Genomic DNA, 23980 nt, shown 5'->3' with positions numbered 1-23980 from the left:
GGAAGGGGGTGGAGAGCGACACGAAGTGCGCGAGCCTGGGGGAGATCAAATAAGCCCGCGCCCCGCCAGATTGCGCATCAGCGCAACGATGCCGAAGGACCAGCGCGCCGCCTGGTCCGAATGCACGACCCGGTTCTCGAGCGCGCCGAGTTCGGGTGCCGAAATGGTCACCCGGTCGCCCACCACGTGCGTGAAGCCCTGGCCGGGGCCGTGCCGGTCCTGGGTGGGCGCGAACATCGTGCCCAGGAAGAGCATCAGGCCGTCGGGATAGGCGTGGTGCGGGCCGATCGCCTGCGACACGATGTCCAGCGGGTCGCGGCTGATCTTCGACAGCGAGCTCGATCCTTCGAGCGTGAATCCCTCCGGCCCCACGACGCGCAGCGCCACCGTGATGCGGCGCACGTCGTCGATGCCGAAATGCTCGTCGAAGAGGCGGATGAAGGGCCCGATCGCACAGGACGCGTTGTTGTCCTTGGCCTTGCCGAGCAGCAGCGCGCTGCGGCCTTCGAAGTCGCGCAGGTTGACGTCGTTGCCCAGCGCCGCGCCGAGCGTCTGGCCGCGGCTGTTGACGGCAAGCACGACCTCGGGCTCGGGGTTGTTCCAGACCGACCCCGAATGGATGCCCACATCGGCGCCGGCGCCGACCGCGGACAGCACGGGCGCCTTGGTGAAGATTTCGGCGTCGGGACCGATGCCCACTTCCAGGTACTGCGACCACGCGCCCTGCGCGATCAGCACGTCCTTCACTTTGGCGGCCTGCGGCGAGCCGGGCACGATGCCGGCGAGGTTGTCGCCCAGCACACCGCCCAGCGCGGCACGGATGGATTCGGCCTTGGAGGCATCGCCGCGAGCCTGCTCCTCGATCACCCGTTCGAGCAGGCTGGAGATGAAGGTCACGCCGCTGGCCTTCACGGCCTGCAGGTCGCAGGGCGCGAGCAGCCACGGATGCTGCGGGTCGCGACCTGACTCGTCGCTGTTGGCGAGCGCGGCTTCGAGCGACGCGACGCGGACGGTCCTGTCGTCGCGCAAGCCCTGCCGCACCGCGCCCACCGGGTCATCGAGTTCGAGCAGCTGGCTCGCGGTCGGTGCGATGCGCGAGAGATCGTGCAAGCCGCCCTCGTGCACCGCGACCAGCACCGGGCCGACGTCCGGCAGCCAGAGCCGGCCAATCAGGGTGGCGCGATCGGCGTCGCGAGGCAGGTACTGGGCGGTCGAAAGCATCGAGGTCATGCGAGGGGTCTCCAGATGAATGGGCCGGTGATTCGGCCGGTCGCCCCGGATCGTACGGGACTGTCAGCGTGCCGTCGCGCGAACGCGTGCGACGCTTTGCGGCAGATCGGCCCACGCCGGCTCTTGCGGCGCGAAGCGCGCACGCATGTAGCCGGCCAGCTCGGCGATCTGGGCGTCGTCGAGCGCCTCGCGGAAAGCAGGCATGAAGCCGATGTCGCGCGAGGCCGGCTCTCGCACGCCGTCGAGGATGGTGCGCAGCAGGTTGTCCGGCCGCGCGCTCGTCAGGTTGCTGTTGAGCGCGAGCGGCGTGTTGACGCCGAGCAGCGTGGGCCCGTCGCCGTCGTGATGGCAGGCGGCGCAGGCGCTGTCGAACATGCGCTGGGCCGGGCCGAGCAGTTGGCCTTGGCTGCTGGCGGCCGAGGCGATGGCGCGTTGTGCCTGTGCGGCGTCGGCTCCTTCGGCTGCCGCGGGCTGGAAAGAGGCGAGGTAGGTCGCCATCGCGCGGATATCCGCGTCCGGCACGGCGGCGAGTTCGCGCACCACCTCCGCCATCGGGCCGCCGGCAATGCCGTGGTCGCGCGCATGGCCGTTGCGCAAATAGCCGTAGAGGGCCTCGGCGCTCCAGGGCACCGCCGCGGTCGACAGCGAGGTCAGCGCCGGCGCCTCCCAGCCGTCCACCATCGCGCCGGACAGCAAGGCCTTGCCACCCTGCTCCGCCCCCAGCGCGTTGCGCGGCGTATGGCAGGCGCCGCAATGGCCCAGGCCGTTGACCAGATAGGCGCCGCGATTCCATTCGGCGCTCTGTGTGGCCACGGGTCGAAGCGGCGACGGGTCATGGAAAAGCGCGTTCCATCCCGCCATGAGCGGGCGCAGACCGAAAGGAAACGTCAGTTGCGCCTTCGGCGTCTCGGCGCTCACGGCCGGCAGCGACATGAAGTACGCGTAGAGCGCCTGCAGGTCGTCGTCGCTGGTCTTCGCGAAGGCGGTGTAGGGAAAGGCGGGGTAGAGGTGATGGCCATCGCGCGAGATGCCCTCCCGCATCGCGCGCTGGAAGGCGCTGAAGGACCAGCGCCCGAGGCCGGTGTCGGCATCGGGGGTGAGGTTGGTCGTGTAGATGGTGCCGAAGGGCGTGTCCATCGGTCGGCCGCCGGCGTTGGGCGTGCCCCCGGATGCGGTGTGGCAGACAGCGCAGTCGCCGAGCGCGGCGAGCGTGCGTCCGCGCTCGATGGTGGCTTCGCTGTAGACGGGTGCGCTGAGCGAAACCGGCGCAATCGCAGAGCGCCAGCCGAGCAGGCCTGCGACCACGCCGATCGCTCCAACGACGATTGCGCCGGCGCCCACCCAGAGCCCCTTGCGACGCGGCCAAGGCGCGGAGGCAGGCAGCTCGCTCCTTTCCCCTCTGGAAGGCTGGGTTGGGGGTGCGACGGCGGCGGGGAGCGGATTCAGGGCGGCACGGACCACCTCGGGGGTGAACGGCGGCGCCCGGAAGCGCACGCCCGTCGCATCGAAGATCGCATTCGCGATCGCCGCCGTTCCCGGCACCGACGACGATTCCCCCGCCCCGAGCGGCGGCTCGCCGGGGCGCTGCATGTGCATGACCTCGATCACCGGCACTTCGCGGAAATTGATGATCGGATAGCTGCCCCACTCGCGGCTCGCCACCACGCCCGAAGGCCGCACGCCAGGAAGCGACTCGACATCCGGTGCCGACTGCGGCGCGAACTGCACACGCTCCTTCAACGCACGGCTCGTGGCCTGGATCACGTTGCCGTGGATCTGGTGCTCGACCCCGGCCGGATTGACCATCAGCCCCGCGTCGTGCCCGACCACCACGCGGCGCACGTGCACCTCGCCCGTCTTGCGATTGACCTCGACATCCGCGACCCACGCCGACCATGCCGCGCCGAAGCCCGGCCACTTGCTATGCACGTAGCGCGCATAGGCAAAGCCCTGGCCGAACAGGATGTCGCCGCCGGGTCCGAGGCCACCATCCGCGTTTTCCTGCGGTCCGGTGCGCATGCGCCAGCCGGCCTTCTGCGCCGTCTCGCGTACCAGCTCGGCGGCGCGCGGATCGTGCAGATGCCGCAGCCGGAAGGCGACCGGATCGACGCCCGCCGCCGTCGCCAGTTCGTCGACATAGGACTCGTGCGCGAACGAATTCGGCAATGCCGACACGCCGCGCAGCCATGAGGCGCGCACGATCGGCGCCATGTCGTTGACCTTCACGCGCAGATTGCCGTAGGCGTACGGAGGCCGTGCCGTCCGGTCGCCCATCTCGAAAGCCTGCGCCACGGGTTCGATGGTGCGGGTCAGCAGCAGCGCGAGCGTGGGCGCGCCGTTCGACGGATAGGACGTCTCGAAGTCGTAGGCCGCGACATGGCCATCCGCATCGAGCCCGCCCTGGATCTGCATCAGTTGCGCAGCGCCCTTGGGCTCCCACGCGTGTTCCTGCTCGCGCGTGAGCTGCACGCGCACCGGCGCGCCGACCGCGCGCGCCAGCAGCGCTGCATCGGCCGCGACGTCGTCCGCGCCGTTGCGGCCGTAGCAGCCGGCCGCTTCCATGCGCACGACATCCACCTCCAGGTCGTCCAGGCCCGTCAGTTTGGCGAGATCGGCACGCAGCACATGCGGGTTCTGCGAACCGGCCCACACGCGCAACCTGAAGCCGTCGCCGCCACCCGGCTCCCAGTGCGCGAGCGCGCACGACGGGCCGATCGACGCATGCATCTGGTAGGGCCACACGTAGGTGCGCGGCATCGGCTCGGCAGCGGCCGCGAGAGCGCCGTCCACGTCGCCTTCGTCCACCAGCAGCCGCTGCGTGGCGGGATTGGCGCGCAGCGCGGCTTCGAGGTCATCGAGCGACGGCAGGCCGGGCCACGCCTTCCACGTCACGCGCAGTTCGCGCAACGCCTGCTCGGCATGTTCCTCTCGTTCCGCCACGATGCCCACGAAATCGCGGATGACGACGACGCCGCGAATGCCGGGAATATGCGCGATGGACGATTCGTCGACCGACTCCAGCGTGTTGCCGATGTAGTCGCCATGGTCCGCACCGGCATACGGCGGCCGCACCACGCGGCCATGCAGCATGCCGGGCACGCGCATGTCGTGCACGAAGACCAGTTCGCCCGCCAGCTTGGCCGGGATGTCGACGCGCGGCACCGAGCTGCCGACGATGCGGTAGTCCGACGGATTCTTCAGGCGCGAGAGCGTGTCGAGCTGCAGCACCGTGCGCCCGCCCGCCACCAGCTCGCCAAAGCCGATGCTGAAGGCGGGATCGTCGCCCGCATGGAGGCGCCCCTCGCGCACCTGGAGCAATTCAGGCTGCACGCCAAAGTGCTCGGAGGCTTGCGCCACCAGCCAGGCCCGCGCCTGCGCAGCCGCATGGCGCAACGGACCGGCATGGATCTGGATCGAGGCGCTTGCAATCGTCGCCCCCTGGTTCGGCACGCGCGCCGTGTCGCCCAGCATCATGCGGACCTGCGCCATCGGCAGATCCAGTTCTTCCGCCACGATCTGCGACAGCGCGGTCTGGATGCCCGTACCGAGATCGACGTGGCCGTTGAGCGCCGTGACGCTGCCGTCGTCCCAGATCGCCAGCAGCACCTCCGGCCCTTCGGCCGGATTGCCCGCGACCAGCGCCGGCTGCCCCTTGGCCGGCGGCGGCGCGGGCGGCGTCTCGCGCACGATCACGAGCACGCCATCGGCATGGAGGAATTCGCTGCGCGTGCGAGGCTGGTCGGCGCGCCGTGTCACGTGTCGGCGCCCTTCGCCATCCGCATCGCGGCGCGCTGCACCGCGGTCACGATCTCGACGTGCGTGCCGCAACGGCAGAGATTGCCGGAGAGTTCGCTGCGGATGCGCGCCTCGCTCGGGTTTGGCTCGCGCGCGAGCAAGGCGGCGGCCTGCATCACCATGCCGTTGAGGCAATAGCCGCATTGCGCGGCCTGTGCGTCCTCGAAGCCTTGCTGAACAGGGTGCCAGCGCTCACGCGAGCCCAGACCTTCGAGCGTCGTGATCTCGCGGCCGGCCACCCCGTGCGCCGGAATCACGCAGGCACGCGCCGCCACGCCATCGACCCACACGGTGCAGGCACCGCACTGCCCGAGCCCGCAGCCGAACTTGGGCCCGTTCAGGCCCAGGTCGTTGCGCAAGACATGGAGAAGCGTCGCCTCGTGCGACGCTGCGAGTTCGACACTGCGTCCGTTGACCTTCAGTCCGAACCCAGCGGGACGCATCACACGATGTCGGAAGACTGGATGCGCTTCACGCCCTTGGCGGCCATCTGCTTCCATGCGGCCGCGAGCGATCCGTTGAGGTCGATGGCGCGCGTCGCGTCCTCGATCACGTAGACCTCGAAGCCGGCCTTGCGCGCATCCATCGCGGTCCATGCCACGCAGAAGTCGGTGGCAAGGCCGGTGACGAACACCGTCTTGATGCCCCGCGCCTTCAGGTAGCCGCCCAGTCCGGTCACCGTCTTGTGGTCGGCCTCCTCGAATGCGGAGTAGCTGTCCATGTCCTTATGGTGGCCCTTGCGGATGATGAGCTGCGCCGTGGGCAGCTTCAGGTCCTTGTTGAGTGCCGCGTCCTCCGTGCCCTGCACGCAGTGATCGGGCCACAGCACCTGCGTGCCGTAGCTCAGCTTGGTGCTCTCGAAGGGCTTCTTGCCGGAATGCGTGCTCGCGAACGACGCGTGGCCGGCCGTGTGCCAGTCCTGCGTGACGACGATGTTCTCGAACGCGCCCGCGAGCTTGTTGATGACGGGCACCACCTCCGCACCGCCCTTCACCGGCAGCGTGCCGCCGTCGATGAAGCAGTTCTGCACGTCGACCACGATGAGCGCCGAGTTGGCCGCCGGCTTGATCTTTGCGGCTGCCGCCGCGAAGAACGGCGTCGTGGCGCCCAGCCCGCCGACAAGCCCGAAGGCTGCGGCCGCTTTCAAGAGGGATCTGCGTTGCGTGTCGTGCATGGTGGTCACTCCTCGGTTTAAGAAACTGTGGGCCGGCTCATACGCTGAGATAGGCGCGTCTTACCTCGTCATTGGCCGCCAGGTCCGCCATCGACGCCTGATAGCGGATCTGGCCCTTCTCCAGCACGTACGCACGGTCGGAGACCAGCTCCGCAAAGTGCATGTTCTGCTCCGACAGCAGGATGCTCACGCCCTGCGCCTTGAGTTCGAGGATCATGTTCGCCATCTGCTCGACGATGACCGGCGCCACGCCTTCGGAAGGCTCGTCCAGCAGCACCAGGTACGGATTGCCCATCAGCGTGCGCGCCACGGTGAGCATCTGCTGCTCGCCGCCGCTCATGCGGCCACCGGGACGGTTCGGCATCTCGCCGAGATTGGGGAAAAGCTTGAACAGGCGCTCGGGCGTCCACAGCGGCGCATCGGTGCCGTCGGCCCAGCGGCGCGCGGGCTGCTTGCCGACTTCGAGGTTCTCCATCACGCTGAGGTCGGTGAACACGCGGCGGTCCTCTGGCACGAAGCCCAGGCCCATGCGCGCCGCATGGTGCGGCTCGCTCTTCGAGATGTCGTGCCCGAGAAAGCGCACCGCCCCGCGACGCTTGGCAAGCATGCCGATCAGCGCCTTGAGCGTGGTCGACTTGCCCGCACCGTTGCGCCCCATGAGCGCGACGACTTCGCCGCGACGCACGTCCAGGTCGACGTCGTAGAGGATCTGCGCGGCGCCATACCAGGCGCACAAGGCCTTCGCTTCGAGCAACACTTCATGCGAACTCATGCGTGCTCTCCCACCGCCGCATTCACCGCTGCGGCCTTCTCGGCGATCTTCTCGAAGGTCTTGCCGCTACCGAAGTAGACCTCCTGCACCTTCGGATGGTCGCGGATCTCCAGCGGCTTGCCTTGCGCAATGAGACGCCCGCGCGCGAGCACGATCATCCGGTCGGCATAAGCGAACACCACGTCCATGCTGTGCTCGGTGAAAAGCACCGCCATGCCGCGGTCGATGACGAGTTGCTTGGTCAATGCCATGAGCGAATTGCGTTCCTTGGGCGCCATGCCGGCGGTGGGCTCGTCCATCAGCAGCAGCTTGGGACTGTTGGCCATCGCGATCGCGAGTTCCACGCGCTTCACGTCGCCGTAGGCGAGCACGCTGCAGGGGCGATCCGCCTGTGCCTTCATGCCGACCTGGTCCAGAAGGGTCAGCGCCTCGTCGCGCTTGTAGTCGGCCGCGCGGCGCCATGTCGAGAACAGCTTGTGGTCATGCGAGAGCAGGGCCATCTGCACGTTCTCGACCACCGTGAGCGATGCGAAGGTCTCTGCGATCTGGAAGGTGCGCCCGACGCCCATGCGCCAGATCTCGCGCGGCTTGCGGCCCACGAGTTCCTGGCCGTCGAGCAGGATCGAACCGCGGTCCGCCTTCAACTGGCCGTTCACCATGTTGAAGGTGGTCGACTTGCCGGCGCCGTTGGGTCCGATCAGCGCCAGCAGTTCGCCGGGCGCCAGCTCGAAGCTGATGCCGTCGACGGCCTTCACGCCGCCGAAGGATTTGCCGAGTTCGTTGACTTTGAGGAGGCTCATGCCTTCGCCTCCTTCAGGTCCGCGCCGGCTTCCGCTGCGTGGCGCCGGCGATCGAACAACTGCTTGGCAAAGCCGGCGATCCCCTGCGGGAACAGCAGCACGAGCAACAGGATGATCCCGCCCAGCATGGCTCTCCAGTAATCGGTATTGCGCGCCACGGTGTCGTGGAGCCAGGTGAAGGTGACGGCCCCGACCACCGGGCCCGCGAGCGTCTGGATGCCGCCGAGCAGCACCATCACCAGCCCGTCGACCGACTTGCCGACGCTCAGTGATTCCGGCGAGATGCTGCCCTTGGAGAACGCATAGAGCGCACCGGCCAGCCCCGCCGCAGTGCCCGCGATCACGAAGGCGGCCCACTGCATGCGCTTGACGTCGATGCCGATGGCATCCGCGCGCAGCGCCGAATCGCGGCCGGCGCGCAGCGCATAGCCGAAGGGCGAGAACAGAACGCGTCGCAGCCACAGCACCCCGAGGGCCACCAGCACGAGCGTGAGCCAGTAGTAGGCGCGTTTGTCGGAGAGCCATGCGGACGGCCAGACGCCGGTGAGGCCGTTGCTGCCGCCGGTGAAGCTGTCCCATTGATAAGTGATGGCCCAGGTGATCTGCGCGAAAGCGAGCGTGAGCATCGCCAGGTACACGCCCGACAGCCGCACCGCGAACCATCCGTAGACGAAGGCGCCGGCCGCGGCGACCAGCGGCGCGACGACCAATGCCAGTTCCATCGGCATGCCGCTCGCGCGCACCAGCAGCGCGGCACCGTAGGCCCCGAGCCCGAAGTACGCGGCATGGCCGAAGGAGTGCATGCCCGCCGGCCCCATGATGAAGTGCAGGCTGGTTGCGAACAGCGCGGCGATCATGAGGTCGATCATCAGCACCGTCGTGTAGGGAGAACCTGCCGTGAGGAATGGCATGGCGGCGAGCACGAGACCGAACACTGCGGCGGCGATCAGGTAGACCTTGCTGGGGCGGCGCAGAGGCTCTTCCTGCATGCCCACGTAGCGGCTCGGCGCCTGCGGCCGGCCGAACAGGCCCCAGGGCCTCCACACGAGCACGACGGCCATCACGAGAAAGTCGACCACCAGCGTGAGCTTCGAGAAGGAGACGCTGATGCCGAAAATGTCGACCACGCCAAGCCAGATGCAGATCGCCTTGATCTCGGCGATGAGCAGCGCGGCAGCGTAGGCGCCCGGGATCGAACCCATGCCGCCCACCACCACGACCACGAAGGCCGCGCCGATGGTGTTGAGGTCCATCTCCAGCGTCGCGGGCTCGCGCGGCAGCTGCAACGCGCCCCCAAGCCCCGCCAGCAGCGCGCCGAGCGCGAACACCGCGGTGAAGAGCCATGCCTGGTTGACGCCAAGCGCGCTGACCATCTCGCGGTCCTGCGTCGCTGCGCGCACCAGCGTGCCGAATCGCGTGCGGGTGAGGAGCATCCAGACCAGCCCGAGCACCACGGGCCCGACGACGATCAGGAAGAGGTCATACGAAGGAAACTGCCGCCCGAGGATGGTGACGGAACCCGAGAGCCCCGGCGCGCGTGGCCCGAGCAACTCGTCAGGCCCCCACAGCCACAGCACCGCATCCTTGATGACCAGCACCAGCGCGAAGGTCGCGAGCAATTGGAAGAGTTCAGGCGCCTTGTAGATGCGCCGCAGCAGCACCACCTCGATCAGCGCGCCCAGCACGCCGACCGCCAGTGCCGCCATCACCAGCGCGGGCCAGAAGCCCATGCCGGTGCCCAGCCGATCGACCAGGGTGTAGGCCACATAGATGCCCACCATGAAGAACGAGCCATGCGCGAAATTCACGATCCGCGTGACGCCGAAGATCAGCGACAGACCTGCCGCGACGAGAAACAGCGACGACGCGCTCGCCAGCCCGTTGAGGAGCTGGACGATGAAACCGGAAAAGCTCATGACTCGCTCGTCCCTCGATCAGTCCGCTGCGCGCGACTTTTTCACTTCGGCGGCGGAAGGCTGGTACTTCGCATCGGCGCCGTCGAGGTACACGTAGTCGACCATCACACCCTTGCCGCCGTCGTTCTTGGTGCGGCCCACGAACGCGCCCATGGTGGACTGGTTGTCCTCGGGGCGATAGGTGATCTTGCCGAAGGGTGTGTCGACCTGCAGGCCCTTGAAGGCGGCGACCAGCTTCTCCGGATCGGTGCTCTTCGCCTTGGCGATGCCGGCTGCGGCCGACTTGATCATGCTGTAGCCCACCACCGAGCCGAGACGCGGGTAGTCCTTGAACTTCGCCTGGTAGGCCTGTTCGAAGGCCTTGTGCGCGGGCGTGGTGATGCCGTACCACGGATAGCCGGTCACGATCCAGCCGTTGGGCGCTTCGTCCTTCAGCGGGTCCATGTACTCGGGTTCGCCGGTCAGCACGCTCACGACTTCGCGATCCTTGAACAGGCCGCGCGTGTTGCCTTCACGAACGAACTTCGACAGGTCGGCGCCGAAGAGCACGTTGAAGATCGCATCGGGCTTGGCATCGGCCAGCGCCTGCACCACGCTGCCAGCGTCGACCTTGCCCAGCGGCGTGGCCTGCTCTGCGACGAACTCCACGTCGGGCTGCGCAGCCTTCAGCAACTGCTTGAACGCAGCGACCGCCGACTGACCGTATTCGTAGTTGGGGTAGACCACCGCCCAGCGCTTCTTCTTGAGCTTGGCCGCTTCGGGCACCAGCATCGCAGCCTGCATGTAGGTGCCGGGGCGCAGGCGGAAGGTGTACTGGTTGCCGCCCTGCCAGGTGATCTTGTCGGTCAACGGTTCGCCGGCGAGGAAGAAGAACTTCTTCTGCTTCGCGAAGTCGGTGACGGCGAGTCCGGTGTTGGACAGGAAGGTGCCTGCCAGGATGTCGACCTTCTCGCGCGAGACCAGCTCTTCGGCCACGCGCACGGCGTCGCCGGGGTTCGCGTTGTCGTCGCGGCTGATCAGTTCGATCTTCTTGCCGTTGACGCCGCCCGCGGCGTTGATCTCATCGACGGCGAGTTCCATGCCCTTCTTGTAGGGCTCGAGGAAGGCGGGCTGCGCCTTGTAGCTGTTGATCTCGCCGATCTTGATCACGCCCTGGGCGTGCGCGGGGACGAGGGCAGTGGCTAGCGTGGCGACGGCGGCCGCGCTGAAGGCAAGACGCAGGGGATTCATCGAAAGCTCCTTGGGTACGAACACAAAAATAAATGATGCGGCGAGCGGCTCAGCGAAGGCCGTCTTCGCCCTTGATCTCGGAAACCTGCAGGCCACCGATGCGCGGCAGGGGGCGGCCGCTGTCGGTGACCGCGACGGCGACGACGATCTCGTTGGCGCGCGGTGCGTCCGACACGCGGGCTTCGACGGCGTCGAAGTGGCTGCGCACGAAGGCCGCATCCTTGTGGCCGAGCGGCACGTCGATCGCCGTGCCCAGCGTGCCGCGCTTCTTGGCGGAGGGCACCAGCGCCGCGCCCTTCTCGACCGCCACCCGCAGCGGTGCGCCGAGCTTGGGATGCAGGATGGCGGCCGCGTGTTCGAGTTCACCGGCCTCGCCGACGATCGCGGCCTTGCCGTAGCTCTGCGCCTGGCCCGGCTCGATGCCGAGCGCCGCGACGGCCTTCTGCCCGAGCAGCGCGCCGAGTTCTTCGCCGATGGCGATCAAGTCATCGAGCGATTCGCTGTAGCGGCCCGCGTAGGGGTTCTCGATGACGGCGATGGCAACGGCACGGCGCGTCGGCGGCTCGACGGTTTTGCCCATTTCCTTGCGGGTCTCGTCGACCTGGATCACGAGCTTGCGGATATTTGCTGTCATTGCTTGTCCTTTGTGTTGGCGAGGTCCGGCCGTCTTTCGGGAAACACCGCGGAACCGGCTTGGCCGGGCCGCTGGTGTTGCCCCCCTGCAGGGGGGTTGGCGAAGCGACACGAAGTGCGCGAAGACTGGGGGGTAGTCATCTCAGGCCATCCCATTTGCTGATGTCTTCGGCGCGAAGGCCGCCTACGCGATCGTGAATTCGGTAGCCGGTGGTCATCGCCAGTATGAAAACGATCTCGTCGGCCGCCGGCGCACCGGGCACCCGTACTTCGATCGCATCGAACTGCCCGCGCACATAGCTCGCATTGATGTTGGTGAGCGGCACGTCGAGCGCCGCTCCGGGTGGCCCGACCTTCTTGGTCGAGGGGACGATCGACAGCGCGTTGCCCGGCTGGCCCGTCTTCTCCTCGGCCTTGCCTTGGCGATAGGCATCGCGATCGCCCTTCCACCCGAGCAGCTCGCGCATCGCGTAGCCGCCGGGCACGTGCCACAGGGCGCCATGCTCCAGTTCGCCGGCCGCACCGACGATGGCGCCCTTGCCGTAAGTGGCGATGCGCTCGACCGGCACGTCCATCGCGGCGCGCAACCGGTGCGCCATGTCGACGCCGACGGGATCGAGCAGTTTCATCATCGGCAGGATGTCGGGCTCGTAGCGGCCCGCGAAGGGATTGGTCAGCACCGCGCCGATGGCGCCGCGCACCAGCGGCGTTGCGGCGCGCGGTCCGAATTCGTGGTGGATGTGCTCGACCTGGGTAAAGACACGGCGTATATCGATCATGAAAAGAAGTCCTGCTTTTCGTTAAGCAAATACTGAACCAACTGCACTGCCGGCACCGTCGCCCGCAATTCGCCGCGATGTCGCCGAGGTCTGCGAGCTTAAGGGTTGGACGACCCGCCATTGGTCCTGGCAAACGAGCACGGCCGACCAGATGAGCCCGAGGCGCTGCAGGGCGTCCGCACGGGCAACGCCCGCATCCAGTGCGCGGCGCACCTGCGCGGGCGCCAGGGCGTCGACGTTCGTCGTCACGGGGATGTCGCCGAGGTCGCTGTCGTCCTTGCACTCGCTCGCGGGAACGCGATGAATACCCGGGTCGTCGACATCGACGGCGTTGGCAACCACGGTGGCCGCGGCGTCCGCTTCGGCCGCGGTCGCGGCGAGCACGGTGACACTGTCGGCGATGCCGAGCGAAAAACTGCGGCCGCGCCAGCCGCTGGTGGCGACGCCTCGCACCGGCATGTCCGCAATGATCTCGAATTGACCATCTGTCGTGACCGGCCCCTGGTCGCGCAAGTCGAAGCGCGCGAGATCGGCAAACAGGCCGACCCGCGCGGAATGCCCGGGCGCAAGATGCAGCGCGATGTCGCCGCCGTTGTTGACCCACGCGCGCTCGATGCCGGGACGGTGAAAGCAGGCGATGAGTTCCTGCGCGACGGAGCCGGCGACAGCCGCCATCGGCGTGATGAAGCCGGCGCGGAACGGCACGCACGCATTCCACATGCGCTGCGCAATGGGGCCGCGCAACGCGCAGTCGCTGCCCACGGGCTGGCGCAGCAAAGGCAACTCGGCCACGAGTTCGTCGAGCAGGGTGCTGAAGCGTCGCCACACGTGCTCGTGCGCCACCGCGACCTCCACTGCATCGCCATGCGCCTCGGCAATGATGTCGATGGGGCCGTGGTTGAGATGCCAGCGGCCGCCGTCGAGCGCTGTGCGTTGGGCAGTCATGGCGCCGACCTCTCTGAAATGGTGATGCGGCCGCCGCCGGGCCGCCCCAAGGCGAGCCGCGCCTCCCCCTCGGGGGGTGGCGAAGCACACGCAGTGGCAAGCCGGGGGGCTGTCATTTCTAGCCGAGCATCGGGGGCTGGCCCAAGGGCCAGGGATTGGCTGCATCCATGCGCAGCCATTGGCGCGCCAGCGGCGCACCGTCGTCCTGCCAGGCGCCCCGAGCAAGCGCCTGTTCGAGCGAAAACACGTGCTCCATGTGGCCGCCGAGCGCCGCGTAGTCCTCGCGCCGCATGCTGAATTCGATGGGCGCGACGATCGCGGGCGTGGGCACCGTGCCGAAGCTGTTGTCGGGCATGCGCAGCACATCGGCCATCACCGTGATGCCGCCGCCGGGCCACACGTAGGCCGGTGCACCGCCGCAGGTCACGTTGACCAGCGCGCGCTTGATGGCGCGGGTGAGCAGCACCGGGTTCTCCGTCACGCCAGCGCGCAGGCTGCCGCCCGCGCCACCGAGGAACAGCACCGTGCACAGCGAGGGTTCGCAGTTCTCGCCGATGCGCTCCACGATGCGGCGCACCTCGGCCGGCATCTCCTGCTCGACCGGGCGCAATTGCTCGTCGAGCACATACCACTGCGCATGCTCGCCGGTGGTCGAAGTCATCAGCAGGCGCAAGCCGGGGCGCGCCACGCCCTCTTCCCAGCCTTCGATGATGGAGAGCGGATCGTCGATATCCGTGCCGCCCCAGCCATTGCCCGGGTTCGCGACCTGGAAGTAGCGTCCCGGCGTCGACTTGCGCCCGCGCATCTGGATGCCCGAAGCCGGCATGTCGAGGCAGCGCCCGGCCTGGTGCTCGGTCAGCACGCCGGTGATGTGGTCGTCGACCACCACCACCTCGTCGGCATGGCCGAACAGCTGGCGCGCGAAGATGCCGACCGCCGCCGAGCCGCAGCCTACGCGCATGCGCTGCTCTTCCACGCCATTGACGATCGGCGCCTTGCCGGCCTGGATCACCATGCTGGCGCCGCCGTCGATCACGCATTCGACCGGCTTCTTGTTGCCGAGCAGTTGCATCAGCTCGACCGTCATGCGCCCTTCCTTCTTGCTGCCACCGGTGAGGTGGTGCACGCCGCCGAGCGACAGCATCTGCGAGCCGTATTCGGCGGTGGTGACGTGACCCACGACCTCGCCGCGATAGCGCACATTGGCCTGCTCGGCGCCGAGGAAGCGGTCGGTGTCGATCTTCACCTTGAAGCTGCAGTAGCTGAAGATGCCTTCGGTCACGACCGTCACCATGTCCACGCCCTGCGCCTTCGAAGCCACGATGAAGGGCGCGGGCTTGTAGTCTGGGTAGGTGGTGGACGAGCCCACGCCGGTCACAAAGACCTCGTCGGCACGAAGGAGATCGCCGTTCCAGTCGAGGTCGACGACCGGTTCGGCGCTGCGCTCCACCTCGTCGAGTTCGGCGTTCACCCGGGCGAAGGGCACGAGCGCGGGGGATTCGGTCGCGAGTTCGCGGCGCAGCAACACCACCGGATCGACCCGCACCAGCACGCCGTCGCGATTGGCATAGCGGTCGCAGGCGCCCGTGCGCCCATCGGAGATCTGGCACAGCACCGGGCAGGCGTTGCATTCGACCTTGCTGGCGCTCATCTTCTCGTTGCGCAGCGGCGCGCGGCCGGTGGCCTCGGGCAAGACCGGCATGTCCATGCCGGGCAATCCGTCTGTCTTCGTGTGTTCGGTCATCGCGGGCGTCTCGTGGGAATCAGGCAACGGGCCGTGCAACATCTGTGCCTTTGACCCTCTTGCACTGGCGCTTGTGCTGGAAGTGACGTTTGTGTAGCATTCCCTACACTTTCATGTGGCAAACACTACATTGAAGATCAATGTAGCAAACGGGCCCGATGCTTGCAATGGTGTTTTCGTGGACGTCGCCGACAATCGGGGGTTCCCTTTTTCGTTCATAACCATTCCTGACCCTTATGAGTGCATTCAGCGAAGAACGTGTGTTGAGCGTCCACCACTGGACCGACCGCCTGTTCACCTTCACCACCACGCGCGATCCGGCCCTGCGTTTTTCCAACGGCCACTTCACGATGATCGGCCTGAAGGTCAACAACAAGCCGCTCCTGCGCGCCTACAGCATCGTCAGCCCCAACTACGAGGAACACCTGGAGTTCCTGAGCATCAAGGTGGAAGAAGGCCCCCTGACCTCGAAGCTCCAGCACATCCAGGTAGGCGACACCATCATCGTGGGCCGCAAGCCCACCGGCACGCTGCTGATCGACTACACGCTCCCCGGCAAGCGGCTCTACCTGTTCGGCACCGGCACCGGCCTGGCACCGTTCATGAGCATCATCCGCGACCCCGAGACCTACGAGAAGTTCGAGCAGGTCATCCTGGTGCACGGCGTGCGGCAGATCGACGAGCTGGCCTATCACGACCTCGTGACCGACCACCTGCCCAAGCATGAATTCCTGGGCGAGATGATCGAGAAGCAGTTGCTCTACTACCCGACGGTCACGCGCGAGGAGTTCCGCAACATGGGCCGGATCACCGAGCTGATCGAGAGCAACAAGCTCACCGACGACCTGGGCCTGCCGCCGCTCAACGCCGCGGAAGACCGCGTGATGCTGTGCGGCAGCCCCGGCCTGCTGGTCGACCTCAAGCACATTCTTGAAGCACGCGGTTTCAAGGAAGGCAATACGTCCACGCCCGGCGACTTCGTCGTAGAGCGCGCCTTCGCCGAAAAGTAGAAACGAAGTCCGTGATGGCCGAAGCGAAGGCAGCCGCCCGCAAGGGCGCCCCCAAGGCCGCGACGCGCCGCACCGGCGTGCGTGAAGCTGCTGCGCAGGCCACGCGCGAGAGCATCCTGCGCGCAGCGACAAAGGTGTTCGCGAAGTACGGCTACGACGGCGGCAGCGTCGAGAAGATCTCGAAGGCCGCGAAGTCGTACGACCGCATGATCTATTACTACTTCGGCAGCAAGGAAGGCCTCTTCATCGCGGTGCTCGAAGGCATCTACCGGCGCATGGACGACGCGGAGGCCGCGATCGATCTCGACGCGACGCGCCCGGTGGAGTCGCTCACGGCGGTGATCCGCTTCGTGCTGGGCTACTACCGCAAGAACCCCGAGTTCGTCACGCTGCTCAATACCGAGAACCTGCACAAGGGCCGGCACATCGCAAAGTCGCTGCGGGCGCGCGAGTATTCGTCGCGGGCGATCTCGATCATCCATGAGATCGTGGCGAGCGGCGTCGCGCAGGGCCTGTTCCGCAAGGACGTGGCGGCGCGCGACCTGTACCTGCTGATCGCGTCCACCGGCTACTTCTACACGTCGAACCGCCACACGCTGACTGCGTTCCTCGGTGAACCGCTGGAAACGTCGGAGGCCGTCGCGCACTGGGAAGACTTCGTGATCGAGACGGTGCTGCGCACGGTCGATGCGGGGGCTTCCGAAGAAGCAACATCCCCACCCCACGAACAGGACAATATGACCCCCAAAGCTCACATTCGTTCGCTGCCCCCCAAGGGGGCGCAGGCCTCCCTTGGGGCGGCCCGGCGGGAGGCCTGACATGGCAGAAGTCGCAACCGGCGCCAAGTCGGGCAAGGTCGTCATCCGGAACATAGGCCTGCTGCTCTCGGGCGACATCGACAAGCCCATCCTCGACGCCGACACCATCGTCGTGAACGACGGCCTGATCGTCGCGATCGGCAAGGAAAAGGACTGCGACCTCGAAGGCGCGCAGACCGTCATCGACTGCAGGAAGACCTGCGTCGCGCCCGGCCTGATCGACAGCCACGTACACCCCGTCTTCGGCGACTGGACGCCGCGCCAGGGCCAGATCGGCTGGATCGATTCGACGATGAACGGCGGCGTGACCACCATGATTTCCGCCGGCGAGGTGCACCTGCCCGGCCGCCCAAAGGACATCGTCGGCCTGAAGGCGCTGGCCATCACCGCGCAGCGCGCCTTCGACAACTTCCGTCCCGGCGGCGTGAAAGTGCTGGCCGGCGCTCCGGTCATCGAGAAGGGCATGGTCGAGAGCGACTTCAAGGAGCTGGCGGAAGCCGGCGTGGGCCTGCTCGGCGAGGTGGGCCTCGGCTCGGTCAAGGCCGGCTACGAGGCCAAGGAGATGGTGGCCTGGGCGCGCAAGTACGGCATCCAGAGCACGATCCACACGGGCGGGCCGTCGATCCCCGGCTCTGGCCTGATCGACAAGGACGTGGTGCTCGAAGCCGACGCGGACGTCATCGGTCACATCAACGGTGGCCATACCTCGCTGCCCGAGGCGCATGTGTGCGAGCTGTGCGAGAAGTCGTCGCGCGCGATCGAGATCGTGCACAACGGCAACGAGCGCGTCGCGATCGCGGCGGCGAAGGCGGCACTCGATCTCAAGTGCCCGCACCGCGTGATCCTCGGCACCGACGGGCCGGCCGGCTCGGGCGTGCAGCCGCTGGGCATCCTGCGCATGGTGTCGATGCTGTCGTCGATCGCGGGCATCCCGGCCGAGCTGGTGTTCTGCTTTGCGACGGGCAACACGGCGCGCATCCGCAAGCTCAACTGCGGGCTGGTCGAGGTCGGACGCGACGCCGACTTCGTCTTCATGGACCGTGCGCAGCACACGGCCGGCAAGACCCTGCTCGAAAGCGTGCAGCTCGGCGACATTCCGGGCGTGGGGATGGTCATGATCGACGGCATCGTGCGCTGCGGCCGCAGCCGCAATACGCCGCCGGCGACCGAGATTCCCGTGGTGGTTTCAGCCGCCCACTGACAGGCGGCTCTCCCCCTTGGGGGAGGAAGTCGTTCAATGCTTGCGCGCGGACTTGAAGACCAGGTGTCGCGCCGACAGGAAATTGACCGCCAGCCCCGCGCAACTCCCGAGCGCCACGCCGAGCGCCGGTGCCAAGGGGCCGCTGACCCAATGCAGCGTCAGCACGTAGACCGTGTAGTTCACCATCGCCCCGGCCAGCATGGTCAGCAGGTAGTGCGCGTACTCGCGCGCCAGCGATGCGCCCGGGCGCGGGCTCGTGAACGTGTAGCGCCGGTTCAGCGCCCACGTGGCGGTGGCCGCCGCGATGAAGGACACCACCCGTGCCCCGTACCACCCCATGAAGGGTGCAACGAGGTAGAGCACGCCCAGATCGACCCCGAACCCGACCACCCCGACGGCCGCAAAGGACAGGAACTCCCGCCCTGCCTTCATGGAGAGCCGCGGTGCCGCACGCCCGGAATGGCCAGGTAGCGCAGCCGCTTGGCCTCCTGCCGGCCGATCGTCACGGTGTGCAGCACCACGCCGCACACGAAGGCCAGCATCGCGACCAGCATGGTGCCGGTCACGAACACGGCCGTCGGCAGACGGGGGACGAGGCCGGTGCGCAGGTAGGTGACCAGCAGCGGCTCGGCCAGGACGACCGACACGAGCGCGAGCAGCCCCGCGACGCCGCTGAAGAACAGCAGGGGCCGCTCGCTGACGAAGAGCTTGCAGATGGTCTTCAGGATGCGCCAGCCGTCGCGATAGGTCGACAGCTTGCTCTCCGAGCCTTCGGGGCGCGAGCGGTAGAGCACCGGCGCCTCGGCAAAAGGCATGCGCAATTCAAGGGCGTGCACTGTCAGCTCGGTCTCGATCTCGAAGCCCTCCGACACGGCCGGAAAGGACTTGGCATAGCGCCGGGAGAACACGCGATAGCCCGACAGCATGTCGGTCAGGTGCCCGCCGAAGAGGCTGGCCACTGCGCCGGTGAGCAACCGGTTGCCGAAACGATGCCCGCGCCGGTAGGTCTGCGCATCCTCGCCGTCGTCGATGCGCGAGCCGACGATCATGTCGAGGTTGTCCTGCACCAGGAGATCGATGTGCCGGCGAATGTCGCGCACGTCGTAGGTGGCATCGCCGTCGACCATCACGTAGACATCGGCCTCGACGTCCGCGAACATGCGGCGCGCCACGTTGCCCTTGCCTCGCAGCGCCACGTGCGTGACCGTCGCACCGCAGGCCCTTGCGACATCGGCGGTGCCGTCGGTCGAGTTGTTGTCGAAGACGTGGATTTCCGCCTCGGGCAGCGCCGCGCGGAATTCGTCCACCACCTGGGCAATCGACAGTGCCTCGTTGAAGCACGGGATCACGGCGGCGACGCGCAGGGCGCGTGGGTCAGGGCTTCCGGTCATTCTTGTATTGGAGGTTGCGATAGGCCTTGGCGCCGTCTTTTTCGTACATCAAGGCGAATTGGTCAAGGAAGCCCGGCTGTGCCTCCAGCAGGTGCGCACCGCCCCCGGCAACGGCAATCGCCTCGAAGCCCAGGCCGGCAAGCTTGCCTGCGAATTCGGCGGGCGGGAGGACGATGAAGTCCGTGTAGCGCCACGGCCCGATCGCATCGCCCCAGACCGGGGCGGGCCCGTAGTAGGTCGCCTCGCTCAGCGCGATCTGATAGACACGCCCGGTCGCGTGCTCGCGCAGGTAGTCCATGACCGCATAACCGGGCACGTGCTTTCGCAGCACGGCTTCACGCTCGGCGGGTGTCGTGGCGACCATCACCAGCTTCTTCCGGCTCTGGTGAACGCCAAAGCCCACCAGCACCGCCAGCAGCGCCACGCCCAGCCATCGCCCTGCCCGGTCGAGTCCGCCGCCGGAATCCAGGTTAGGCATTGCCCGGCGCAGCCTGAGCGCGACGGCACCGAAGATGGTCTGCCATCCGACGCCCGCGGTGAGCGCGAGGATCGGAAAGGCGGCCGTCAGATAGCGCGGATAACGCGAGGTCAGGCTCCAGACGAACAGCGAGTAGACGCAGAACACGAAAGCGGCGCGCAACGCGGCCGAACGCCACCAGTAGGCGCTGAAGGGCACGGCCAGCACCGCCCAGATGAGCGGGCTCGGCAAGGACGCATGGTCGCGCACGTCCTGGAACTGCATGAGGTAGTCCTGCGCGTTCCAGTTGGTGAAGCCGAACACGCGCGCGCCGATCGGATTGAACGGGTCGCCGGTCATGACGGCATTGCGCGCATACCAGTACAAGCACGGGATCAGGAAGCTCACCAGCGCGACGGCCAGCACGCGCGGGCGGCGCTCGTGCAGCAGCACGAACACCGCGACCAGCGGCGTGACGGTCAGGGCCTGGTATTTCGACCCGGCCGCGACGCCCAGAAAGAAGGCCGCGAGCGCCAGCCAGCCTGCGCCTTCGCGCGGCGACTCGCGCCACCACCACAACGCCACGCAAGCGGCGAGCACGAAGAGCGCGACGCTGATGTCGATCAGCGCGTTGGAATAGTCGCCAAGCCCCAGCCAGATCGCGGCGCCGATGCAGGCGACCACGCGGTTCACGTGCACCACGCCCAGGCGGTAGACGATCCACACCGACAGCCAGCCGGCGAGCGCGTTCGCGAAGTGCGGCAGCACGTCGTCGCCGACCATCAATGCGGCCGCATAGAGCAGGTTGTAGTTGTAGGGAAACCAGGGGTAGCGAAGCCACTCGTAGATGCCGAGCGAGCCGCTGTGCGCCACCTCGCGCGCATAGGGAAGGTGGTACATCAGCTCGTCGAACGCGATCGGCGGCGCCAATGGCGCGACCAGCGCCGGCACCGCGACGATGGCCAGCACGACCATGCCCAGCTTCTCGAGCCAGGACAAGGCTGCAGCCACTTCGCGCACCCGCACCTCGCGCAGCCAGGCGCGCAACTGCGCAAGCGCCGCCACGATGCCTGCCGCGACCACCAGCAGAACAGCGGCCCCATTGAACCGGCCGGCAATGGCAATGGCCTGGAAGACGCAGATGACGACACCGATGCCGGTGGCCACCGCCATCGCCGCTTCAAGCCAGACATCGCGGCGCATCGGCACGCCGATGCGCGTCAGCAGCATCCGCCCGATACCCCAACAGCTGACCACGAACACCGCGAGCGCCGCGTAGTGCGCGGCTGCAAACATCAATTTTTGAATAACAGCTCCCCTGCGCCGGTCATGGTTGCACCGGCCGGCCGTGTCAAAGATTCGGCGCCAGCAGCCGCTCGAGATCCGCTTCGCTCTCATGGCGACGTGCGGCCTGATCCTGCAGCTGATCGTGCCCGATCTTGCCGACATTGAAGTAGGTCGAATCGGGATGGCTCAGATAGAAGCCGCTGACGCTGGCCGCGGGCATCATAGCGAGGCTCTCCGTCAGGGTCATGCCGATATCCGTGCAGTTCAGAAGGTCGAACATCGGCCGCTTGACGCTGTGGTCCGGGCAGGCCGGGTAGCCTGGCGCGGGCCGGATGCCGCGGTATTTCTCGCCGATCATGTCCTCGTTGCTCAGCGTCTCGTCGGATGCGTAGCCCCAGAGGTCGGTGCGCACGCGATGGTGCAGCGCCTCCGCGAAAGCCTCGGCCAGCCGGTCGGCCAGCGCCTTGAGCATGATGGCCGAGTAGTCGTCGAGGTCGTCGACGAAGTACTTCTCCTTCTTCTCGACGCCGAGGCCCGCGGTGACGGCGAACATGCCCACGTAGTCCTTCAGCCCGCTCTCCCGCGGCGCGACGAAGTCGGCGAGGCAGCGGCTCGGCCGCATCACGCCTTCGATCATCTGCTTCTCCGTCTGCTGGCGCATGCCGTACCAGGTCAGCGCGGCGTCGGTGCGCGACTCGTCCGTGTAGAGCACGATGTCATCGTCGTTCACGGTGTTGGCCGGCCAGAAGCCGATGACGCCGCTGGCCGACAGCCACCGGCCTTCGATCAGCCGCTTGAGCATGCGCTGGCCATCGGCATACACGCGCACGGCCTCGGTGCCCACCACCTCGTCCTTCAGGATGGCCGGAAAGGCGCCCGCCAGGTCCCAGGTCTGGAAGAACGGCCCCCAGTCGATGTACTTGGCGAGTTCCGTCAGGTCGAAGTTGCGGAACACGCGGCGGCCGATGAACTTCGGCACGGGCGGCAGGTAGCTCGACCAGTCGACCGGCGTCTTGTTGGCGCGCGCCTTGGCGAGCGGCCACAGCGGCACCTGCTTCTTGTTGGCGTGCTGGAGGCGCACCTTGTCGTAATCGGCGTTGATCTCGCTGATGTAGTTCGTCGCCTGCTCCGACAGCAGCGATTGCGCCACGCTCACGCTGCGCGAGGCATCGGGCACGTAGACCACCGGCCCCTCGTAGTGCGGCGCGATCTTGACGGCCGTGTGCACGCGGCTGGTGGTCGCGCCGCCAATGAGCAACGGGATCTTCTTGATGCGGAAATGCTCGTCCTTCTGCATCTCGCCGGCGACGTACTGCATCTCTTCCAGGCTCGGCGTGATGAGGCCGGAGAGCCCCACGATGTCGGCGCCCTCGACCTTGGCGCGCGCCAGGATCTCGTGGCACGGGACCATCACGCCCATGTTCACCACTTCGAAGTTGTTGCACTGGAGCACGACGGTGACGATGTTCTTGCCGATGTCGTGCACGTCGCCCTTGACGGTGGCGATGACGATCTTGCCCTTGGTCCGCACGTCGCGGCCCGCGGCCTCGTCCTGGCGTTTTTCTTCCTCGATGTAGGGGATGAGGTGGGCCACGGCCGACTTCATCACGCGCGCCGACTTCACCACCTGCGGCAGGAACATCTTGCCCTGGCCGAACAGGTCGCCCACGATGTTCATGCCGTCCATCAGCGGGCCTTCGATCACGTGCAGCGGGCGGCCGCCCTTGGCCAGGATGGCCTGGTAGGCCTCCTCGGTGTCCTCGACGATGAAGTCGGTGATGCCGTGCACCATGGCGTGCGACAGCCGCTGCTCGACCGTCACCGGATGGTCCGGCGTGCCGCGCCATTCGAGCTTCTTGCTCTCGTCCTTGGCGCCGCTCTTCGCGGTCTCGGCCACTTCGACGAGACGCTCGCCGGCATCGGGGCGGCGGTTCAGCACCACGTCCTCCACGCGCTCGCGCAGCTCGGGCTCGAGGTCGTCGTAGACGCCCACCATGCCGGCGTTGACGATGCCCATGTCCATGCCCGCCTTGATGGCGTGGTACAGGAACACGGTGTGGATGGCTTCGCGCACCGGGTCGTTGCCGCGGAAGCTGAAGCTCACGTTGGAGACGCCGCCCGACACCTTCGCGCCCGGCAGGTTCTGCTTGATCCAGCGCGTGGCGTTGATGAAGTCGACCGCGTAGTTGTTGTGCTCCTCGATGCCGGTGGCGATCGCGAAGATGTTCGGGTCGAAGATGATGTCTTCGGGCGGGAATCCGATCTCGTCGACCAGGATGCGGTAGGCGCGCTCGCAGATCTCGATCTTGCGTTCGTAGGTGTCGGCCTGGCCCTTCTCGTCGAAGGCCATGACGACCGCCGCCGCGCCGTAGCGGCGCAGCAGCCGGGCATGGTGGCGGAACTGGTCCTCGCCCTCCTTCATGCTGATCGAGTTGACGATGCCCTTGCCCTGGATGCAGCGCAGGCCGGCCTCGATCACCTCCCACTTGGAGCTGTCGACCATGATCGGCACGCGCGCGATGTCGGGCTCGCTGGCGATCAGGTTCAGGAAGCGAACCATCGCGGCCTTGCTGTCGAGCATGGCCTCGTCCATGTTGATGTCGATGACCTGCGCGCCGTTCTCGACCTGCTGGCGCGCGACCGCGAGCGCCTCCTCGAACTGGCCGTTGAGGATCATCCGCGCGAAGGCCTTGGAGCCGGTGACGTTGGTGCGCTCGCCGATGTTGACGAAGAGCGCGCCCTCGCCGATCTGCACCGGCTCCAGGCCGGACAGCTTCATCGGGGGAACGTGGATGGAT

Annotated in this window: 19 protein-coding genes; 3 read left to right on the top strand and 16 right to left on the bottom strand. The window is 67.3% G+C overall.

All coding sequences use genetic code 11. The features are described from left to right. Positions 1 to 45 precede the first annotated feature (45 nt). From QTH90_RS15140 to QTH90_RS15085, 12 genes are all read right to left on the bottom strand, one after another. A complete protein-coding gene (locus QTH90_RS15140; protein ID WP_286665370.1) occupies positions 46 to 1230 on the bottom strand; it encodes a fumarylacetoacetate hydrolase family protein in 1185 nt (394 codons plus the stop codon). Positions 1231 to 1293: 63 nt separating this feature from the next. Further along, complete coding sequence (locus tag QTH90_RS15135; RefSeq protein ID WP_286665369.1) at positions 1294 to 4986, bottom strand: molybdopterin cofactor-binding domain-containing protein; 3693 nt, start codon at positions 4984 to 4986, stop codon at positions 1294 to 1296. Beyond that, the gene (locus QTH90_RS15130) at positions 4983 to 5468 is read right to left on the bottom strand and encodes a (2Fe-2S)-binding protein (RefSeq protein ID WP_286665368.1); all 486 of its coding nucleotides are present in this window, start codon (positions 5466 to 5468) and stop codon (positions 4983 to 4985) included. The genes QTH90_RS15135 and QTH90_RS15130 overlap by 4 nt, the downstream gene beginning before the upstream one ends. Then, the gene (gene pncA, locus QTH90_RS15125) at positions 5468 to 6199 is read right to left on the bottom strand and encodes a bifunctional nicotinamidase/pyrazinamidase (protein ID WP_286665367.1); all 732 of its coding nucleotides are present in this window, start codon (positions 6197 to 6199) and stop codon (positions 5468 to 5470) included. The genes QTH90_RS15130 and pncA overlap by 1 nt, the downstream gene beginning before the upstream one ends. Positions 6200 to 6236: 37 nt before the next feature. Next, positions 6237 to 6971 (bottom strand): ABC transporter ATP-binding protein, encoded by a 735-nt coding sequence (locus tag QTH90_RS15120; RefSeq protein ID WP_286665366.1) that lies wholly within the window; start codon positions 6969 to 6971, stop codon positions 6237 to 6239. After that, a complete protein-coding gene (locus QTH90_RS15115) occupies positions 6968 to 7771 on the bottom strand; it encodes an ABC transporter ATP-binding protein (RefSeq protein ID WP_286665365.1) in 804 nt (267 codons plus the stop codon). Before QTH90_RS15115 ends, QTH90_RS15120 begins: the two co-directional genes overlap by 4 nt. Further along, the gene (locus QTH90_RS15110) at positions 7768 to 9687 is read right to left on the bottom strand and encodes an ABC transporter permease (protein WP_286665364.1); all 1920 of its coding nucleotides are present in this window, start codon (positions 9685 to 9687) and stop codon (positions 7768 to 7770) included. The genes QTH90_RS15115 and QTH90_RS15110 overlap by 4 nt, the downstream gene beginning before the upstream one ends. An 18-nt stretch (positions 9688 to 9705) precedes the next feature. Beyond that, entirely contained in the window at positions 9706 to 10917 is a 1212-nt protein-coding gene (locus QTH90_RS15105) for an ABC transporter substrate-binding protein (RefSeq protein WP_286665363.1), read from the bottom strand. A 49-nt stretch (positions 10918 to 10966) separates the two neighbouring features. Next, the gene (locus QTH90_RS15100) at positions 10967 to 11551 is read right to left on the bottom strand and encodes an amino acid synthesis family protein (RefSeq protein ID WP_286665362.1); all 585 of its coding nucleotides are present in this window, start codon (positions 11549 to 11551) and stop codon (positions 10967 to 10969) included. A gap of 136 nt (positions 11552 to 11687) precedes the next feature. Continuing rightward, positions 11688 to 12329 carry an amino acid synthesis family protein gene (locus QTH90_RS15095; RefSeq protein ID WP_286665361.1) on the bottom strand — a complete coding sequence of 214 codons (642 nt, stop codon included), beginning with the start codon at positions 12327 to 12329 and terminating at the stop codon, positions 11688 to 11690. Between the two features lie 21 nt (positions 12330 to 12350). Then, on the bottom strand, positions 12351 to 13274 hold the full coding sequence (locus QTH90_RS15090; RefSeq protein WP_286665360.1) for a UPF0280 family protein: 924 nt from the start codon (positions 13272 to 13274) through the stop codon (positions 12351 to 12353). A 118-nt stretch (positions 13275 to 13392) separates the two neighbouring features. Beyond that, positions 13393 to 15018 carry a 6-hydroxynicotinate reductase gene (locus tag QTH90_RS15085; protein WP_286665359.1) on the bottom strand — a complete coding sequence of 542 codons (1626 nt, stop codon included), beginning with the start codon at positions 15016 to 15018 and terminating at the stop codon, positions 13393 to 13395. Between the two features lie 236 nt (positions 15019 to 15254). Between QTH90_RS15085 and QTH90_RS15080 the strand changes: the two genes are divergently transcribed. The 3 genes from QTH90_RS15080 to QTH90_RS15070 are packed head-to-tail and all read left to right on the top strand — an operon-like array spanning position 15255 to position 18047. Then, positions 15255 to 16028: a ferredoxin--NADP reductase gene (locus QTH90_RS15080; protein WP_286665358.1), complete on the top strand. Its 774-nt coding sequence runs from the start codon at positions 15255 to 15257 to the stop codon at positions 16026 to 16028. 14 nt (positions 16029 to 16042) lie between these two features. After that, a complete protein-coding gene (locus QTH90_RS15075) occupies positions 16043 to 16846 on the top strand; it encodes a TetR/AcrR family transcriptional regulator (RefSeq protein ID WP_286665357.1) in 804 nt (267 codons plus the stop codon). Position 16847: 1 nt separating this feature from the next. After that, positions 16848 to 18047, top strand: coding sequence for an amidohydrolase family protein (locus tag QTH90_RS15070; protein WP_286665356.1), 1200 nt, complete (start codon positions 16848 to 16850; stop codon positions 18045 to 18047). 33 nt (positions 18048 to 18080) lie between these two features. Here QTH90_RS15070 and QTH90_RS15065 read toward each other — a convergent pair whose 3' ends face one another. From QTH90_RS15065 to metH, 4 genes are read right to left on the bottom strand one after another with little or no spacing between them, the layout of a single operon-like run. Beyond that, positions 18081 to 18479, bottom strand: coding sequence for a GtrA family protein (locus QTH90_RS15065; protein ID WP_286665355.1), 399 nt, complete (start codon positions 18477 to 18479; stop codon positions 18081 to 18083). Further along, entirely contained in the window at positions 18476 to 19438 is a 963-nt protein-coding gene (locus QTH90_RS15060; RefSeq protein ID WP_286665354.1) for a glycosyltransferase family 2 protein, read from the bottom strand. Before QTH90_RS15060 ends, QTH90_RS15065 begins: the two co-directional genes overlap by 4 nt. Further along, positions 19422 to 21191, bottom strand: a complete 1770-nt coding sequence (locus QTH90_RS15055; RefSeq protein ID WP_286665353.1) for an ArnT family glycosyltransferase — start codon at positions 21189 to 21191, stop codon at positions 19422 to 19424. Before QTH90_RS15055 ends, QTH90_RS15060 begins: the two co-directional genes overlap by 17 nt. Positions 21192 to 21246: 55 nt before the next feature. Then, entirely contained in the window at positions 21247 to 23961 is a 2715-nt protein-coding gene (gene metH / locus QTH90_RS15050) for a methionine synthase (protein ID WP_444814726.1), read from the bottom strand. Positions 23962 to 23980: the final 19 nt, after the last annotated feature.

It is taken from the genome of Variovorax flavidus (assembly GCF_030317145.1).
In the GTDB taxonomy this organism is placed as follows: domain Bacteria; phylum Pseudomonadota; class Gammaproteobacteria; order Burkholderiales; family Burkholderiaceae_C; genus Variovorax; species Variovorax flavidus.
The sequence above is the reverse complement of the archived record's forward strand: the minus strand, read 5'-3'. Positions and strand labels throughout refer to the sequence as shown.